Source organism: Streptomyces graminilatus, from assembly GCF_001418565.1.
GTDB lineage: Bacteria > Actinomycetota > Actinomycetes > Streptomycetales > Streptomycetaceae > Streptomyces > Streptomyces graminilatus.
In genome coordinates, this window is record NZ_LIQQ01000011.1 from 63,729 (window position 1) to 79,223 (window position 15,495).

The 15,495-nt window shown below is 68.1% G+C and carries 14 protein-coding genes; 12 read left to right on the forward strand and 2 right to left on the reverse strand.

Annotated elements, in window-relative coordinates; genetic code table 11:
- Window positions 1-264 precede the first annotated feature (264 nt).
- Window positions 265-999: a 7-carboxy-7-deazaguanine synthase QueE gene (locus AOK08_RS01350; RefSeq protein WP_055522763.1), complete on the reverse strand. Its 735-nt coding sequence runs from the start codon at window positions 997-999 to the stop codon at window positions 265-267.
- A 72-nt stretch (window positions 1,000-1,071) separates the two neighbouring features.
- Window positions 1,072-2,151 (reverse strand): aldo/keto reductase, encoded by a 1,080-nt coding sequence (locus AOK08_RS01355; RefSeq protein ID WP_063793978.1) that lies wholly within the window; start codon window positions 2,149-2,151, stop codon window positions 1,072-1,074.
- Window positions 2,152-3,033: 882 nt separating this feature from the next.
- Here AOK08_RS01355 and AOK08_RS42560 point away from each other — a divergent pair.
- From AOK08_RS42560 to AOK08_RS01415, 12 genes are all read left to right on the forward strand, one after another.
- Window positions 3,034-4,737: a sensor histidine kinase gene (locus tag AOK08_RS42560; protein WP_157876520.1), complete on the forward strand. Its 1,704-nt coding sequence runs from the start codon at window positions 3,034-3,036 to the stop codon at window positions 4,735-4,737.
- Entirely contained in the window at window positions 4,718-5,140 is a 423-nt protein-coding gene (locus AOK08_RS01365; protein WP_241826763.1) for a roadblock/LC7 domain-containing protein, read from the forward strand. The genes AOK08_RS42560 and AOK08_RS01365 overlap by 20 nt, the downstream gene beginning before the upstream one ends.
- Window position 5,141: 1 nt before the next feature.
- Complete coding sequence (locus AOK08_RS01370; RefSeq protein ID WP_055522771.1) at window positions 5,142-5,507, forward strand: DUF742 domain-containing protein; 366 nt, start codon at window positions 5,142-5,144, stop codon at window positions 5,505-5,507.
- A complete protein-coding gene (locus AOK08_RS01375) occupies window positions 5,485-6,090 on the forward strand; it encodes a GTP-binding protein (RefSeq protein ID WP_055522773.1) in 606 nt (201 codons plus the stop codon). The genes AOK08_RS01370 and AOK08_RS01375 overlap by 23 nt, the downstream gene beginning before the upstream one ends.
- A 106-nt stretch (window positions 6,091-6,196) precedes the next feature.
- On the forward strand, window positions 6,197-6,742 hold the full coding sequence (locus tag AOK08_RS01380) for a GAF domain-containing protein (RefSeq protein WP_055522775.1): 546 nt from the start codon (window positions 6,197-6,199) through the stop codon (window positions 6,740-6,742).
- Window positions 6,743-6,798: 56 nt separating this feature from the next.
- The gene (locus AOK08_RS01385; protein WP_055522777.1) at window positions 6,799-8,031 is read left to right on the forward strand and encodes an acyl-CoA dehydrogenase family protein; all 1,233 of its coding nucleotides are present in this window, start codon (window positions 6,799-6,801) and stop codon (window positions 8,029-8,031) included.
- Between the two features lie 42 nt (window positions 8,032-8,073).
- Window positions 8,074-9,051: a helix-turn-helix transcriptional regulator gene (locus AOK08_RS42565; protein ID WP_055522784.1), complete on the forward strand. Its 978-nt coding sequence runs from the start codon at window positions 8,074-8,076 to the stop codon at window positions 9,049-9,051.
- A 237-nt stretch (window positions 9,052-9,288) separates the two neighbouring features.
- Window positions 9,289-10,182, forward strand: coding sequence for a hypothetical protein (locus tag AOK08_RS01395; RefSeq protein WP_157876521.1), 894 nt, complete (start codon window positions 9,289-9,291; stop codon window positions 10,180-10,182).
- Window positions 10,183-10,194: 12 nt separating this feature from the next.
- Window positions 10,195-11,754, forward strand: coding sequence for an amino acid permease (locus AOK08_RS01400; RefSeq protein ID WP_079053752.1), 1,560 nt, complete (start codon window positions 10,195-10,197; stop codon window positions 11,752-11,754).
- Window positions 11,751-13,157, forward strand: coding sequence for a glutamine synthetase family protein (locus tag AOK08_RS01405; protein WP_079053753.1), 1,407 nt, complete (start codon window positions 11,751-11,753; stop codon window positions 13,155-13,157). The genes AOK08_RS01400 and AOK08_RS01405 overlap by 4 nt, the downstream gene beginning before the upstream one ends.
- 61 nt (window positions 13,158-13,218) lie before the next feature.
- The gene (locus tag AOK08_RS01410; RefSeq protein ID WP_055522786.1) at window positions 13,219-14,109 is read left to right on the forward strand and encodes an exonuclease/endonuclease/phosphatase family protein; all 891 of its coding nucleotides are present in this window, start codon (window positions 13,219-13,221) and stop codon (window positions 14,107-14,109) included.
- A 141-nt stretch (window positions 14,110-14,250) separates the two neighbouring features.
- A complete protein-coding gene (locus AOK08_RS01415; RefSeq protein ID WP_055522788.1) occupies window positions 14,251-15,378 on the forward strand; it encodes a hypothetical protein in 1,128 nt (375 codons plus the stop codon).
- Window positions 15,379-15,495: the final 117 nt, after the last annotated feature.

A 15,495-nucleotide genomic window follows, 5' to 3' on the forward strand; every position in this document is an offset into this window, starting at 1 on the left:
GCGCGGCACGCACGGGGGGCGTCATCGCTCCTCGGGGACGTGGGCAGATCGGCTCGGTCCGGGGATACATGGCACGGACGCCGCATCCCTTGAGCGGAGCTGGACGAGCTCTACCAGCTCGGCTCGCAACGCCTACGCGGCGTCGACGAATTCGTAGTCCGGTTCGCTCAGTTCGTTCTTGAAGCCCTGGTAGTTCACGGCCACCTGTTGTGAACTGGTGAATCCGGTCAGAACGATCGAGTTGTCACGGACGCGGTGGACGAGTCATCGGCCACGTTCGTCCTTCCAGAGCAGGATGTGGAGTCGTGTGGTCATGGACCAGCCGCGGGCGATAACGGGATCGGCAAGCACACGGGCCCGTTCGATGACGGTCTCGGGACTGGTGCCCTCCGGCATCACGTACACCGGGGTCAGGCCGAAGCGGTCGACGAGGTTCTGGATCTCCTCCAGGTCCGATTCCCGCTCGGCGACGAACTTGAAGACGGCCTGGCCGCTGTCCGCGAAGACGCGCAGCGCGTCCGGCGCGATGCGCTGGCACTCCTCCCCGCCGGCGTTCGAGAGCTTGGGCGAGACGTTGAACTGGACGCCGTCGGTCACGAGCTCCGGCAGCGGGGGGATCGTCCCGTTGGTCTCGAACTCGACGCGGCGCCCTTCGGCAAGCAGCCGGTCCACCAGAGGAAGGAGGCGCTTCTGCTGGAGCAGCGGCTCGCCTCCGGTGATCACCACAAGGGGGGTGCCGAAGCCCAGGAGTTCGTCGCCCGTCTCGGCGATGCTGCGCTTCCTCATGTGCTCACCTGGGCTGTACCGCGAGGTGTCCCAGGTGTAGGCGGTGTCGCAGGGCATACGGTCGGAGCACGCCAGGTTGCATCCCCACAGGCGCAGGAAGGCAGCCAGAGTGCCGAGGCTCGGGCCTTCGCCCTGGAAGGTCGGTCCGAAGGTCTCTGAGACGAGGAGCTCGGGGAGCCTGGCTGGGCGTTGGCTCAGGGACAGGGCTGTCATGTGCTCTCCAGGTCGTAGTGGGCCCGCGTCTCGGAAGCGCTGGGGCGGACGGGGTTCGCCCGGGCAGGTACTTCAGGGCACAGATGCCTCAGGTGCGCGGAGTTGGCCGAGGGCTTCCAGCTCGGCGCGCAGGCCGGCATACGTGGTGTTGACGAAGTCGAAGTCGTCGTCGCTCAGTTCGGTTTCCAGACCCGCGTAGTTCGCAGCCACTTGTTCTGAACTGGTGAATCCCGTCAGCACGATCGAGTCGGGGCAGCGTTTGAGGCAGTAGAGGAGGGCGACTCGGGCAAGGTCGTGCGGGGTGGCTCCGAACCGGTCTCGCAGGGGCTGCAAGCCTCGTTCGACAGTCTCCAGAACCGGCGTGGTGAGGCGGGAGCGGACGTCGCCTGGGCCGAAGGCAGCGTCGGAAAGGTACTTGCCGGTGAGCAGTCCCTGAGCCAGGGGCTTGTAGATCATGGTGGCGGCGCCGTGACGGCGGGCGAAGCTGAAGATGTCCTCGTTCTCTTCGCTGTCGGCGGCCTCGGGTTCGGGAGGACGGCTGAGGGGGTTGAAGGGCGTGGTGATGACCTTGGGGCCGAGCTGTTGGACGAGGAAGTCAAACCGAGCCGCGCTCACCTGGTTGCGATCGCCCGGAGTTGCGGTGCCTGCCGCCAGCCGGTTGGGCGCCCGCATTCCGAGCGCCTTGACTCTGCCGAGGTCACGCTGGGCCTCCAGTGTCTCCCGTGCCTCTTGGAGATACCGGTCTCGTGGGCCGAAGTCGGTGTGGTGGAGCGTCAGGACGTCCAGCGATTCCACGCCGAGGTTTTCCAGACTCTGCTCCACCTGCCCATGCAGGTTGAGGGAGCTGTAGGCGTTGACGCCGGTGCCTTTGAAGGCCCCGACCGTGCAGGTGATGCTGACGCTCTCGCGGGGCACCTGGGCAAGCATGCGGCCCAGCAGCCTCTGGGAGTGGCCGAGACCGTAGACATCCGACGTGTCGAAGACAGTCGCTCCCTCCGCGCGGGCGCGCAAGAGGGCATCGACCGCGCTGTCGTCGTCCACGGGTGCCCATCCTGCGGCGTGGCTCAGGTTGGTCGCCGGTCCCCCGATGGGGCGGCAACCGGCGCCGAGAGGATGCTCGTCCCATCCGGCGACCAGGCGTCGCCGGGGCATGTGTGAAGCGGTCACGACGGGGCTCGCTCTCATCGCGAAGGACAGGGCGCCGACTCGGCTCGCCGTAATCCGGCACAGCAACGAGGCAACGGGCCCGGGAATCTGAAGGGGAGAGGGGCGGAGCGCGGCTCTTGTCAGCCCCGCTCTCACCGTCGCATTTGTCCGAACGGGAAGTCCAGTTGCCCAGCGGCTCATATCGAGGGTCATTTGCATGGAGAGGCGACCACACCAGCACGCAATTAGCCCAGAAATGCCCAGATTTGAGATTGCGGGGTGTGCAGTCGGAGGCGTATCTGGGTGACCCTCGATATGAGCCTCGGTGCATCTGGCCCGACAGATGGCGGACAGGGCAGGCTGGTGATCAGCTTCCAAGCCAAGTGGTCAAGACACATCTGCAGTTCGACATGCCGGCGTTGCCGGACTGGCCACGCAGTAGCACAGAGTACTTCGACTCAGTCCCCCCGTTCCCCCTGGCCACCGGGGCTTCGGAGGTCAGGTATCCCGTGATGACCCTGCCCTCTGAAGCTCCGGTTTCACTCTCCGAGGACCCGTTGCCCGTGACTGCGATCGTTGAGGGTTCCGTTCCCCTGCCGGTTCCTGGGGAGACGACTCCTTCAGGAGGAGGTACCAGCATGGTTCGGCCGTTGCCGCCGCCGTCCGACCTCGCCGTCCGACCGCCCCTGTAGCCGGCCGCCGGGGCGGGGGCGGCAGTTGTTCCCCCGCATCAGCCAGCCTGCCCCGGCGGCCCATCTCCTGCGCACTTCCCTGTAACCGGACCGCGTTTACGCCCCGCGTCCACGTCCCCGAGGTCTCCCGATGTCTGATTCTCCACCCGCCACACGCTCCGAGCGCCGACGGCACGGCAGATCGTGGGCGCGCAGGATGAGCACGTCCGAGGGGCTGCGCGCGCGGTTGGGGCAGCTTGCCGTTCTCCCGCCGTTGGCCGTGCTGGTGCTGACCGTCCTGCCCGCGTACCTTCTGCGGGCAGAGCGTGCCGGATCCGGTACCCGCTGGTTGGTGTGGTCAGCGGTTGCTGTGTCATGCACTGCGGTGCTGGTGGTCGCCTGGCGGGCGTCCCGTTCAACCTCCGATACGGTGCACCAGCACCGCGTCGGTGCCGTTGAGGCGGCACAACAGCAGGGTGCCGATGCTGTTGAGGCCTTGAGGCGAGAGCAAGCGACTGACCGTCAGGCAGTGTCCCAGTGGATCGCCCTCCTCCGGTCTGCTCTGGCCGACGGTCTCAAAGCGGTCCAGTCGACGTTGGATCAGTTGCAGCGCGGTGAGCAGCTCCAGGTGCGCGAGCTCCCGCCGGCGCCCGTTGCCCCGCATCCGTTCCTTGCCCTGGAACATGAACTGCTCGAATTCGTGCACGGTGTGCAGACGGCTCTCACCGACAGCTCGGCCCGTCAGGAGAAGGCCGCTGTCCTCAGCATCGCCCGGCGCATCCTGACGTCGATCAACCAGACGTTGCAGGCGTTCGACGGGCTTGAACGCGAGATGGAGGACCCCGATGTCCTCCAGCCAATCTTCAAGCTGGATCACGCGGTCACGCGGCTGCGCCGCCTGGCGGAGAGCCTGACGTTGGCAGGCGGCGCGCTTCCCCGACGCAACAGCAAAGCGATGAAGCTGTCCGATGTGATCAGCCATGCGATCTCTGAGATCGAGCAATACGCGCGGGTCAAACTGGTGTCCCCCGCCGAAGGCATGATCGACGGGCGGGCCGCGCCCGGGCTCGTCCATGCAGTGGCTGAACTCCTCGACAACGCTGCCAAGTTCTCCAAGCCCACGACAGAGGTTCTGGTCCGGGTTGACACGGTCGACTCGGGAGTGGTCATCCAGATCGACGACCGTGGAAAGCTCATGCCGCGAGACACCCTGACGCAGCTGAACGGCCTGTTGTCCGAGCCGTCCCGGCACCGGGCTGGCGACTACTTGCGGGACGGTCGCATGGGGGTGTGGGTGGTGGCGGAGTATGCCCGCCGGCTCGGATTCAGTGTCAGGCTCCAGAGCAATGTCTACGGTTCCAACCAGGCAGAAGTCCTGGTGCCCCTCGATCTCTTCAGCACCACACCGGACAGGCAGGAGCCAGCCGCTCGGCCCAACCTCCAGTCGCCCGAACCGGTGCTCGCCGACGGCCGCGGAGTGCCTGCCGCAAGTACCCGCGCCAGGGTTGCAGTAACTCGCGGCCCGGTGGCCTCTCGCATTCCAGACCCGAGCGCCAGTGGGGCGCTCCCTCCGGGCAGCGGACTTGCGCCCCTGCCTTCACGCCGCGCCTCCGGCATACCCGGACCCGCTGCAGGGCACGCAGCGGCCGAAGCGCCGGACACCTCCGTGTCCGGCGACAGTGCTCCACTGCCGAAACGGGACCTTTCACGCTCCTATCTGGCACCAGAGTTGCAAGACGCTGCTCCCGGGTCCGGTGGATATACGGAACCGTCCGCCCCGCCCAGCCCGAGCCTGATGTCCCGGCTCGCCGAGGGACGGCTCCGCGCCGAGCAGGACGCCGCGCCGGATGCCTCCCAGTCCGCTGAACCGACCAATCCCCCCCACTCCCTGGAGGCCCACAGTGGCGACCACGAAGAATGACCTGACCTGGCTGCTGACCGACTTCGTCAACAGGACGACCGGCGCGGTCAGTGCCTTGGTGACCTCGCGCGACGGCATGAAGGTCGCCAGCCTCAACCACGACAGGAAGGGCGAGGCTGACACACTGAGCGCCATCACCAGCGGTCTGCACTCTCTGGCTCTTGGAACCGGCCGTCTCCTGAACGGTGCCGGTGGGGTCCGTCAGGTCATCGTGGAGCTCGACGGGGGCCACCTGTTCGTCCAGGCGGCTGGCGAGGGCGCGCTGCTGACCGTCCTGGTCGGTGCCGACGGCGATGTCGGGCAGGTCTCCTACGAGATGACGCTGCTGGTCAAGCAGGTTCCTCAATACCTGTACGTCGCCCCACGGTCCGAGCCGGTAGCAGCGGGCACGACGGTCCAGTGAGGTGGCCGGTGACGAAGCCCTGGTCGACGAAGGCTACGGGCCGGTCCGGCCCTACGCGCTGGTACACGGACGGGTTACCCCCTCCCAGGAACTCGACCGCGCATCCCTGGTGAAGGCCAAACCCAACCTGCCGTCCAAGCCTCTGCAGTCGCACTACGCGCAGGCATTCGACCTCTGCCGGGCCGGCGCGGTCTCGGTCGCGGAGATCACAGCGAGGCTCGGGCACCCCTTACAGATCGTCAAGATCTGGCTTTCCGACCTCCTTGACGACGGCTACCTGATCAATGCGATGCCCGACAACAGCGGCGGAGCAGCCACCGACCCACGGATCTTGGGAGAAGTCCTTGCTGGGCTACGCCGAATCTGAGCTGACGCTCTCGCTGAAGATCCTCGTGGCGGGCGGCTTCGGTGTTGGGAAAACGACCTTCGTCGGTGCGGTGAGCGAGATCGAGCCCCTGCGGACGGAAGAGACGCTCACGGAGGCCGGGGTCGACACCGACAACCTCGCGGGCATCGAGCAGAAGGAATCCACCACCGTGGCCATGGACTTCGGCCGCATCACCCTCCGCAGTGACCACCAGCTGCAGATGACCCATGAGGTGCAGCTGCTGCTGTTCGGCACGCCGGGCCAGGAGCGCTTCTGGTTCATGTGGGACAACCTGTCGCAGGGCGCCGTCGGCGCGGTCGTCCTCGTTGACACCCGCCGACTGGAGGGCTGCTTCGCCGCCGTCGAGTACTTCGAGCGCCGAAAGATCCCCTTTGTGCTCGCGGTCAACAAGTTCCCCGATGCGCGCCCCCGCACCGAGCAGGAGGTGCGCGCTGCCCTGGGGGTGAGCCCCGAGGTTCCCCTCGTCTGGTGCGACGCCCGTGACGCAACCTCAGCGCACGGCGTCCTGGTCGACCTGGTCGCGCACGCGCGTGCCCGTGCCCAGCTCGTCCCTTCCGCCTAGCCCGCTTCTTGCTGCTGTTTCTGCTCTGGAGTCCACGATGCCCACCTTTGACCTTGCAACCGGCCGCCACGACCGTGTTCCGGCGGATGACGAGCGGATCCCACGCTTGGAGCTGCTGCAGCGTAAAGGCCTGCTCGTGGACCGGCCCATTGCGCGGTTCGACGCCCTCGCGCGTGACGCTGCACACGAGGCGGCCGACCTCGTCGGAAACCCGCGCGGCCTCCTCGCCATGGTCAACATCATGAAGGACGGCTACCAGTACTTCGCCGGCATGTACGTGCCCGTCGGCACCGGCGGCGGTGAGAGCCAGGCCGCCGCAGCCGATACGGCGCCGGAGGAACGGTACATGGAACGCACGAGCGGGTGGTGCGTCCACACCATGGACCGCCGCAAGGCCCTGCCGCTCAACAACGTCTTCGACCAACCGCGCTGGCTGGGCAAGGCCGTCCACCAGCTCGGCGCCCGCACCTACCTGGGAACCCCCCTCATCGACGAGTCCACCGACATCGTCCTCGGCACGGTCTGCTTCGTGGGCCGGGAGACGACGAACTGGGGCCGCCAGGGAGTGAGCCTGATCAAGAACTACGCGGCCCAGGCCATGGAGTACATCGACCAACTGCCCGACAACCCCCCGCCGCCCTCGGAGCACTAGCGCCACTGCCCGTCGTCCAGCACAGCCCCATTAGACCAGAGGGAGGGGACGGACCGATGTCCACCACGTACACGTACCTGACGGACGGCCATCTGCGCCTGCGCGAGCAGGCGCAGGAGTTCGGCCGCGAAGTGATCGCCCCCCACGTTCCGCGCATGGAAGCAGAAGGAACACACGCCGACCGAGTGCTTCCCCGTTTGATGGGCGAGTTGGGCTGGTGCGGAGTGATCATCGACGACGCCGAGTACGGCGGCATGGGCCTCGATCACGTCTCCAAGACGATCCTGATCTCGGAGGCGAGCTACTTCAGCGGTGCCGCCGGCGGCATCCTGCAGGCCTCGTTCATCCCGACCGCCGCGATCCTCTACCTGGGCAGCGAGGAGCAGAAGCAGCTGTGGCTGCCGCAGATCGCCCAAGGCCTGTGGACGGCCATCCTGGTGACTGAACCCGACAGTGGCAGCCATGTCCTGGGCATGGACGGCACGGCCCGCCGCAAGGGAAAACACTGGATCATCAACGCCCGCAAGTGCTTCATCGGGAACTCCGCAATAGCCGGCCTCCACGTCGTGGTCGTACGAACCGGCCGCCCCGGCGATCCGCGGAGCCTGTCTGCGTTCCTCGTCGAAGACGGATGGGACGGGATCGAGGTGAGCCAGCCGGACCTGGTCGGCATGCACGGCTTCGCCTGCGGCGAGGTCCGCCTGCGTGACGTCCATGTGCCCGCTACCCATCTCCTCGGGGAGGTGGGCGACGGCCTCGCCGCCGCGTACACCGCCTCGGTCGTCTGCGGCCGCCCCAACCTCGCCGCGACCGCCCTCGGCCTCCACCGCAGGGTCATGGACGAGACCCTCGGCTTCCTCGGCAAACGTCGCCGCAAGATCGGCAAACGCCACCGCGAGACGCGGAAGCTCACCGACTACCCCGTCGTCAAGTACCGCCTCGCGGACATGAAATCCCGCCTCATGACCGCCGAACGACTGGCGTACGACGCCGTGCACCTGCTGGATCAGGGACAAGCGTGCGACGCGGAACTCGTCCAGTCCAAGCTGTTCAACAACCAGGCGGCCGGGGAGTCCTTGAGGGACGCCAGCTCGCTCCACGGCGGCTACGCCGCCCGCGCCGACCACCCGATCACGCGACTGATGCGCGACATCCAGCTCGTCGGCGCACCGGCGGGCCCAGATGACGTCCAGCGATACCGGCTGTCCGAGAAGGCGCTCGGAGCCGACCGCACCGAGTGGTCCGAGGAGTTCATCCGCCGAACCCGAAGGCCCGTCGCGGCCGCCTGATCCTCCACCGCTTCCCCCTGCCTGTCCCTCACGAGAGCACTCATGATGTCCGACGCCCCCGCCGCACAGGCCCACGACGCCCCGACCCGGCAGCTCCTGCCGCTCTGGGTGCCCCAGGTCCGGACCATCCGGATCCCGTGCGGCGAGCACTTCGACGCGATACGTGCCCCAGCGAACGAAGCCCAGCGCGCCCATGAAGTGCTCGGCCCGGCCAGCGGACCCGTCCTCGCCTGTACATACACGAAGACCTGGCATTTCCTGCTCGACCCGACCACGGGCACCCCTCCCCCCTGGGATGTGCCCGGAACACGCTTCCTGCGCCGAGGGACGCTCCTGGGCATCCCCCCGGCCTTCGTCACGCACGGTCTCGACGTCCGCTGGATCGTGCTGCCCGGCCTGGGAACAACCACGCCAGCAGCCCTGCGAGATGCTCTGACCGGGCGTGCCTTCGCGTCCCCGGCCGTCACTACGGGCGGACGCCACGCCCCCCTCCCGGTACTCGCCTTCCCGCCCCTCGACAGCACGATCGTTTCCGACCGCTCTGTCTCCACGCGCCTCCGCCTGACGGACACCGAGAAGCGTGTGGCCGACCACCTCGTTGCCGGCCGCTCCAACGCGGAGGGAGCCGGCGTTCTGGGCATGAGCGCGGCTTCCTTCAGCGGACATCTCAGTGGTATCGGCCGCAAGTTCGGTGTCGCCGCCCGTCCGGCCCGCGCGCACGCCGTCCTCGCCAGTGGCCAGGTACCCCCGCCGTCCACAACCGTGCCCGCCCCCGAACTCGACGCTGACGAACGGCGGCTGTTGCATGCGCTCGCCGAGCACTCAAGCACCTACGCAATCGCCCAGGCCTCAGGCATCGCCGCAGCCGACGTACGCGAGCAGATCAGGGTCCTCGTGGCGAAGGCGGGGGCGGCCAACGACACCCACCTGATCGGCCTCTGCCACACCTGGGGCTTCCTCGGTACGGGTAGCGCAGATGCCGTCGAGCGCCCCCAGAGCGAGCCCGATGGAGCAGCATGAGGGCCCGCCTCCGCACACAGAGCCGCGCCCTGGCGGGCCACGGGATGGGCAGGGTGCGGTTCGACGTGAGTCCGAGGCGCTGCCGTACTTCTGCGGCAGGCCACGGCGATCACCTCCACTGCGACTTCGGCAGGCTGGCGGGTGGTGTTGATGCGGGTCGTTGATTTTCATCCGGCGGGCTTCGACACCGAGTTGCGCCCAGTGCTCGACGATGTCCGCGCCGGCAGGTGGCGCTCCATGCGCGCACTTCTGGACGCCTCACAGTCATGGGCTCAACTCACCGCACGGAGCCAGGTGTTGGCCTCCGCCGCAGCGCAGTGCGACGCCGTTGAGGCCTGGGGCCGCGAAAGCCGGGACCATCAGTACCGGATGATGTGGGCCCGCGTTCTCGTCCAGCGGACTCTTCACACCCACCGTCGCGGGCAGCACGGCGCCTACGCCCTCGCTGAGGAGGCGCGGAAGGCGTGCCACCTCGCGATCACCTTCATGCCCGAGAGCCCGCTGCCGTGGGTGGCGCTGCTCGCCCTTGCGCCGCTCGACTCTCCGCATCCGCGGGAGCGGCTGCCCGAGAACCGGCAGACGTGCTGGGAGCCCGGCATACCGGAAGGTCCCTGGGGACTGCTCCACGAAGCCGACAAGCGGGACGCGTTCAACCGAGAGGCCTGGCACCACGCTCTCCGGGCCCTGCTCGCCTATCAGGTCAGCGCCGAGGGTGCCGTCAACTTCAGCCGGTGGGCGTCACTTTCCGCTCCGCGTGAATCCGCAGTGAGGCTTCTTCCCCTCTACGTCCACGTGGAGCGCTTCCGCCGCCGGCACAACCGTGCGGAGACCCCACGTCTGCACTGGGCGGGCTCAGGAATCTCCTTCTACACGCTCCGCGCCGCCAACGAGTGGTTTCCCCATACAGACAAGACCACCTGGTCGCCTCTGGACCTCAACCACCTTGCCCAGGCCCTTCACCACGGCGGCACCCCAGCCCGCGACGTGTTCGAAGCCATCGGCTCCTGCGCCACCCGGACCCCGTGGCAGGACATCGCCCCCGACGGGCGCAGCTGGCAAGAGGAGTTTCTCCAGGCCCGCCACCTCAGGCTCCACGAGCGCGGGCTGCCGCGCGCAGGAGGCCTCACATGACCCACCCACCGCATGTCCCGCGCCCGTCGCACGACAGCAGTCCGTCCCCCGCCACCGTGCCACCTGGAGGTAACCCCCGTGTCTGCGCCCGCGTCCACTGACGAACAGGTCCTGACAAGACTGGGATACACACCGCAACTCGCCCGTCGGATGGGCGGCTTCGGCAACTTCGCGCTGAGCTTCTCCGTCATCTCAGTCTTGTCCGGCTGCATGACCCTCTTCGGCTTCGGCCTCAACACCGGCGGACCTGCCGTCATGATGTGGGGCTGGGCCATCGTCGGTGCGATGGTGCTCTTCGTCGGCCTCGGCCTCGCCGAGGTCACCAGCGCCTACCCGGTCTCCGGGGCCTTGTATTTCATGGCCGGCAAACTCGGCGGCCCCCGGTGGGGGCACTACACGGCATGGTTCAACCTGCTCGGCCTCTTAGGAGGAATGGCCGCCGGTCCCTACGGGTGCGCGCTGTTCATCGGGGCCTGGCTCAACCTCACCTTCGGGTTCACTCCCACTCCCCCGAAGATCTTCCTCATCTTCGTGGCCCTCCTGCTCCTGCTCGCCGTCATGAATCTCTTCGGCGTGCGCCTGGTCTCGATCCTCAACTCCATCTCCGTGTGGTGGCACTTGATAGGAGTCGCGGTCATCGTCGGCGCCCTCGTCGTCGTGCCCGACCACCACCAGACGACCGGATTCGTCTTCGGTGAGTTCGCCAACAACACGGGCTGGGGCAGCCACTGGTACGTCGGGCTCCTCGGACTGCTCCTGGCCCAGTACACCTTCAGCGGCTACGACGCCTCCGCCCACCTGTCGGAGGAGACCCTGCGCGCCCAGACCGCCGCCGCGAAAGGCATCGTCCACTCCATCCTCTGGTCGTGGGTCGCCGGCTTCTTCCTGCTCGGCGGCTTGCTCTTCGCAATCCAGGACTACAACGGAACCGTCAACAGCGCGACCGGTGTCCCCCCTGCCCAGATCCTCCTCGACGCGCTGGGCGGGACCATGGCGAAGGCCCTCCTGCTCGTGGTGATCATGGCCCAGATCTTCTGCGCCAACGCCGGATTGGCCTCCGCCTCCCGCATGATCTTCGCGTTCTCCCGCGACGGCGCCCTGCCCATGGCGAGGACCTGGCGGCGGCTCAGCCCCCGCACCAAAACCCCCGTCTACGCCGTGTGGCTGGCCGTCGCCGTCCCTCTCGTGCTGGCGGCGCCCTCGCTGTACTCCACGACCGCCTACACCGCGATCACCACGGTCAACGTCATCGGGATCACCCCCGCCTACGCCATCCCGATCTACCTGCGGCTGCGCGCAGGCCGTCACTTCAAGCCGGGTCCATGGCAGCTGGGCCGCTGGAGCAAGCCGGTCGGCTGGATCGCCGTGATCTGGGTGGTCTTCGTGACCGCCCTGTTCTGCCTGCCCTCGGTGTCCCCCGTCACCGTCGACACCTTCAACTACGCCCCCGTCGCGCTCGCCGCTGTGATCGTCCTGGCCTGGATCACCTGGCACTGGGGGCCCCGGCACAACCTCACACCCGAGTACGGCACGGCCGGCGAGCGAGACCAGATGGCGGAGGACGCCGTATGACCGCCCCCGTCCCCCACGTGCCCGACACGGTGCCCGGCATCCCGGCGACGGCTTCCGTCCGCGACCTCGACCAGCTGTCCGCTCTGGTGAAAGGCGGCGCCGTCACCGCGGTGGTGCTCGCCACGCCGAACATGCAGGGCGGCCTCAAAGGAAAGACGTACAGCGCCGCGCACTTCCTCCAGGAGGTCGCTCTTCACGGAGCGTCAATGTGCGGGTACGTGCTCGCGACCGACGCTGAGATGCGCCCCCTGGACGGATTCGGGATCGCCTCCTGGGACACCGGGTACGGCGACATACGGTTCGTCCCTGACCTGGGAACGCTTCGGATGCCGTCGTGGCTGCCGGGCACGGCACTGGTGATCGCAGATCCCGTCACCGAGGACCAGCCACTGGCCGTCGCTCCCCGCCACGTCCTCAAGCGGCAGCTGGAGGCACTGGCCGGGCGCGGGATCAGCGCCGACGTCGGGCTGGAGGCCGAGTTCGTTCTCTACCACGGCACCCGGAAAGACGCGGCCCGAGCGGAGTACCAGGGTCTGAGGCCTCTGTTCGAGGGAAGCCTGGATTACGGACTCCATCAGCCGCCGCTGCTGCGCAAGTACCTGGCGAACCTGCACGCGGCGCTGGCCGGGAGCGGGCTGCCGCTGGAAGCGATCAAGGGGGAAGGCGCCTCCGGACAGGTCGAGATCACCTTCCCCCACGGAGAGCCCCTGCAAGCCGCTGACCAGCACATGCTGTTGCGGCACGCCGCGGTCGAGATCGGCGCGGCACGCCGGGTGCTGCCGCTGTTCATGTCCGCCCCCGAGACCGGCGTCGGCAGCGGCCTACACATCCACCTCTCCCTCCACGACACCGAAGGGCAACGGCCGCTCTTCGACAGCGAAGGGAAGGACCTGCCCGAGGCCGCCCTCCATGTCGTTGCCGGACTCCTGACCGCCATGCCCGCGCTCGCCCCCTTGTGGGCCGCCACGTTCAACGCCTACAAGCGGCTCGTACCCGGCACCTGTGCACCGGTGAACTACAGCTGGGGATTCGACAACCGCACCTGCGCGATCCGCGTCGTCGGCACCGGCGCCCGGCGCCATCTGGAGATCCGGCTGCCCGGCGCCGACGCCAACCCCTATCTCGCGCTCGCCGCAGTCCTGGCGGCCGCCGGCCACGGCCTCGACAACAAGCTCGAACCGCCAGCGCCGACGGCCGGCAACGCGGTTGCCGACACCGAACTGCCCCCTGTCCCCCGCTCGCTGGACGAAGCACTGCAGCTCATGTGTATGAGCGAGCTCCCGGCGCAACTCCTCACCGCCGAGGTCGTCCAGCACTACGCCGTGGCGGCGCACCACGAGGTGGAAGCTCACCGCGGCGTGGTGAGCCCCGAGGAACGGCGGCGGGAGATCGCGCTCCTGTAGTCCCTGTCCCGCCAGTTCAGCAGCCCGGTATCTCGCGCACGCCACCTCACCCGGAGAACGTATGACGACGGCGGACACCGCCATTGAGCTCACTCAACTTGAGTGGAACGTGAAGGACGGAGGCATCGACGGCGACCGCGAGGAACGGCGTATTCAGCAACTGGAGTTTCTTGAGTCGCACCCGGAGCTCGACCTGCTGTGGATCATGGAGGGCGTCGGCTGGCATGAAGGCCGTCGTCTCAATGACGTGGCGAGCGTCACGGGTCTGACCGCGCTGCCGCCCGTCACGTCCCGCGTCGGTGACGGGCGCAATCTCAGCATCATGTTCTACAACGCCGAGAGGCTCACCCCGAGCCGGCCGCACACCGAACTCGCGCGCGGTGCCTTCCACCACGGTGTCTCGCGCGACGTGTTCGATGTCGACGGCATCCCCCTGCTCGCCCTCGGCACACACCTGTCCTACGTCAGCGGGGCGGCCCGGCTGGCCGAGGCCCACCACCTGGCCGACTACGGAGGACAGTTCCCCGGCTGGCCTGAGGACAAGATCCTCCTCATGGACGCCAACGCCCCGGACGACACCGACCCGGAGATGGACGACTGGACGCGGGTGCCGGAATACCTGTGGCACCGCTACCGCAAAATCCTCCCGGACGGCTCCTTCGGCGGCTGGGACCGGGACGCCCGCCGGTTGCTTCTGAAGTCCAAATGGCGTGATCCGCAAAACGACGTGCCCGAGCAGCGGGAGCCGACCGTCGGCTACTGGTACGACAACGAGAGGGTGCCCCTGCGCCTCGACCAGATCCTCGTCACCGGACGCCGCATCGAGGTTGTGGACTACCGCACCCTCAAGCCCGAGTCCCCGGACCTGACCAAGCTCTCCGATCACCTGCCGGTCCGGCTCGGTATTCGGCTGCTGCGCAGTCCCATCGATCCGCCGGCGGAGGCCGCATGACAACCCTGCCGGCCCGCCCCGGGCAGTCGGGGCAGGCTCTGCCCGCCGGTCCGCCGTCGACGGCCATTGCCCTGGGGCACCAGGGCAATCCGCTCTGACCGTCTCTCCCGTCCGAAGTCCGTTGTCTCGCAGGAGAATCAAGTGAAATCGAAGAAGGACGACACGCTTCGTCTCGCGCTCGCCAATGTGGAGCGCAACGGTGGCCCGGAGCTGGAGCCGGGAGTCTTGCCTCCGACCTTCTGCCAGGTACACACCGAGGTCTTCGTCCCCCTGGAGCTGGACCTGCTCGGCATGACCGAGCTGACGTACGCGCAGTTCCACCCCGGTGCCAGCCCGGAGGAAGTCAAGGCGGCGAACCGCCGCTTCGATGCCACACAGCAGTACCTCAAAATGGTCGGGTTCCGCGCCGAGATGGGCCTCGGCAACAACCCGACCGGCTGCTTCGTGCGCCCCGGCTCGTTCATCACGGGGGCGGACGCCCAGCGTCCTTTCAGGGGCGTCCGGACTCCGCCAACCGTCCTCGCCCTGCGGGTGCCGGGGGCGGCGGCGCCGATCCATGTCGGGACCTTCCACCACTCGTTCAACGCGCCGACGTCCCGGCCCGACGAGGCGTTCAAGCTCACCTCGCTGGTGGACAAGGTCAAGGCCGATCGGCTGCCGTCCGGCGACGCGGCGGAGGATTCCGCCACTCCCCTGGACGCCCTTGCTGCCGATCCGGCTGACCCCGGCTGGGCGGGCTGTTGGCTGCTGGGGGATACGAACGAGAACCCCGAGGAGGAGGGGGAGCTGGTCCCGCACCCCGATTGGACCGCTCCCGAGGTCACCGACGACGTCCACCGGATGCACCGCGCCAAGCTGCAGCCTGACGGGTCCTGGCGCTCTTACACAGACGTCGACGAGATCATGCACGGCTGCCGCATGTACGACGCCGCCCGGTGGGCCGCCCATCACGGGCAGTTGGCGGCGCTGGCCCCGACGGCCGGCCGGGCCCGCCCGGACCAGGGCGGCCCGACCCGGATCGACCGCTTCTACATGGACGCCTTCACCGTCCAGGCGGTGGAGGCGGTTCACATCATCCCCATGGACGGGCTCAGCGACCACGACGTTGTCGTGGTCGAGGTGTCCAAGCGCAAGCTCGTCGAGGCCCTTCTGCGGCGCACCGTCGTGTCGCTGCCGGGATGGCGCACGCGGCCTCTCCTGCCGAGGGTGATCACCCCGTCGCGCGCCGAGATGATGCGTGTCCTGGCCCGAGAGGCCCCCGCCGCGTAAGGACGTGTGACGAGCGCGGGCTCCGGCACCCCGGACTCATGTGCCGGCGCCCGACCTTCTCGGACGACTCGTCGCAGCGTCTACCCCCGAGGCAGTGCTGAGACGTAGCTCGCTACT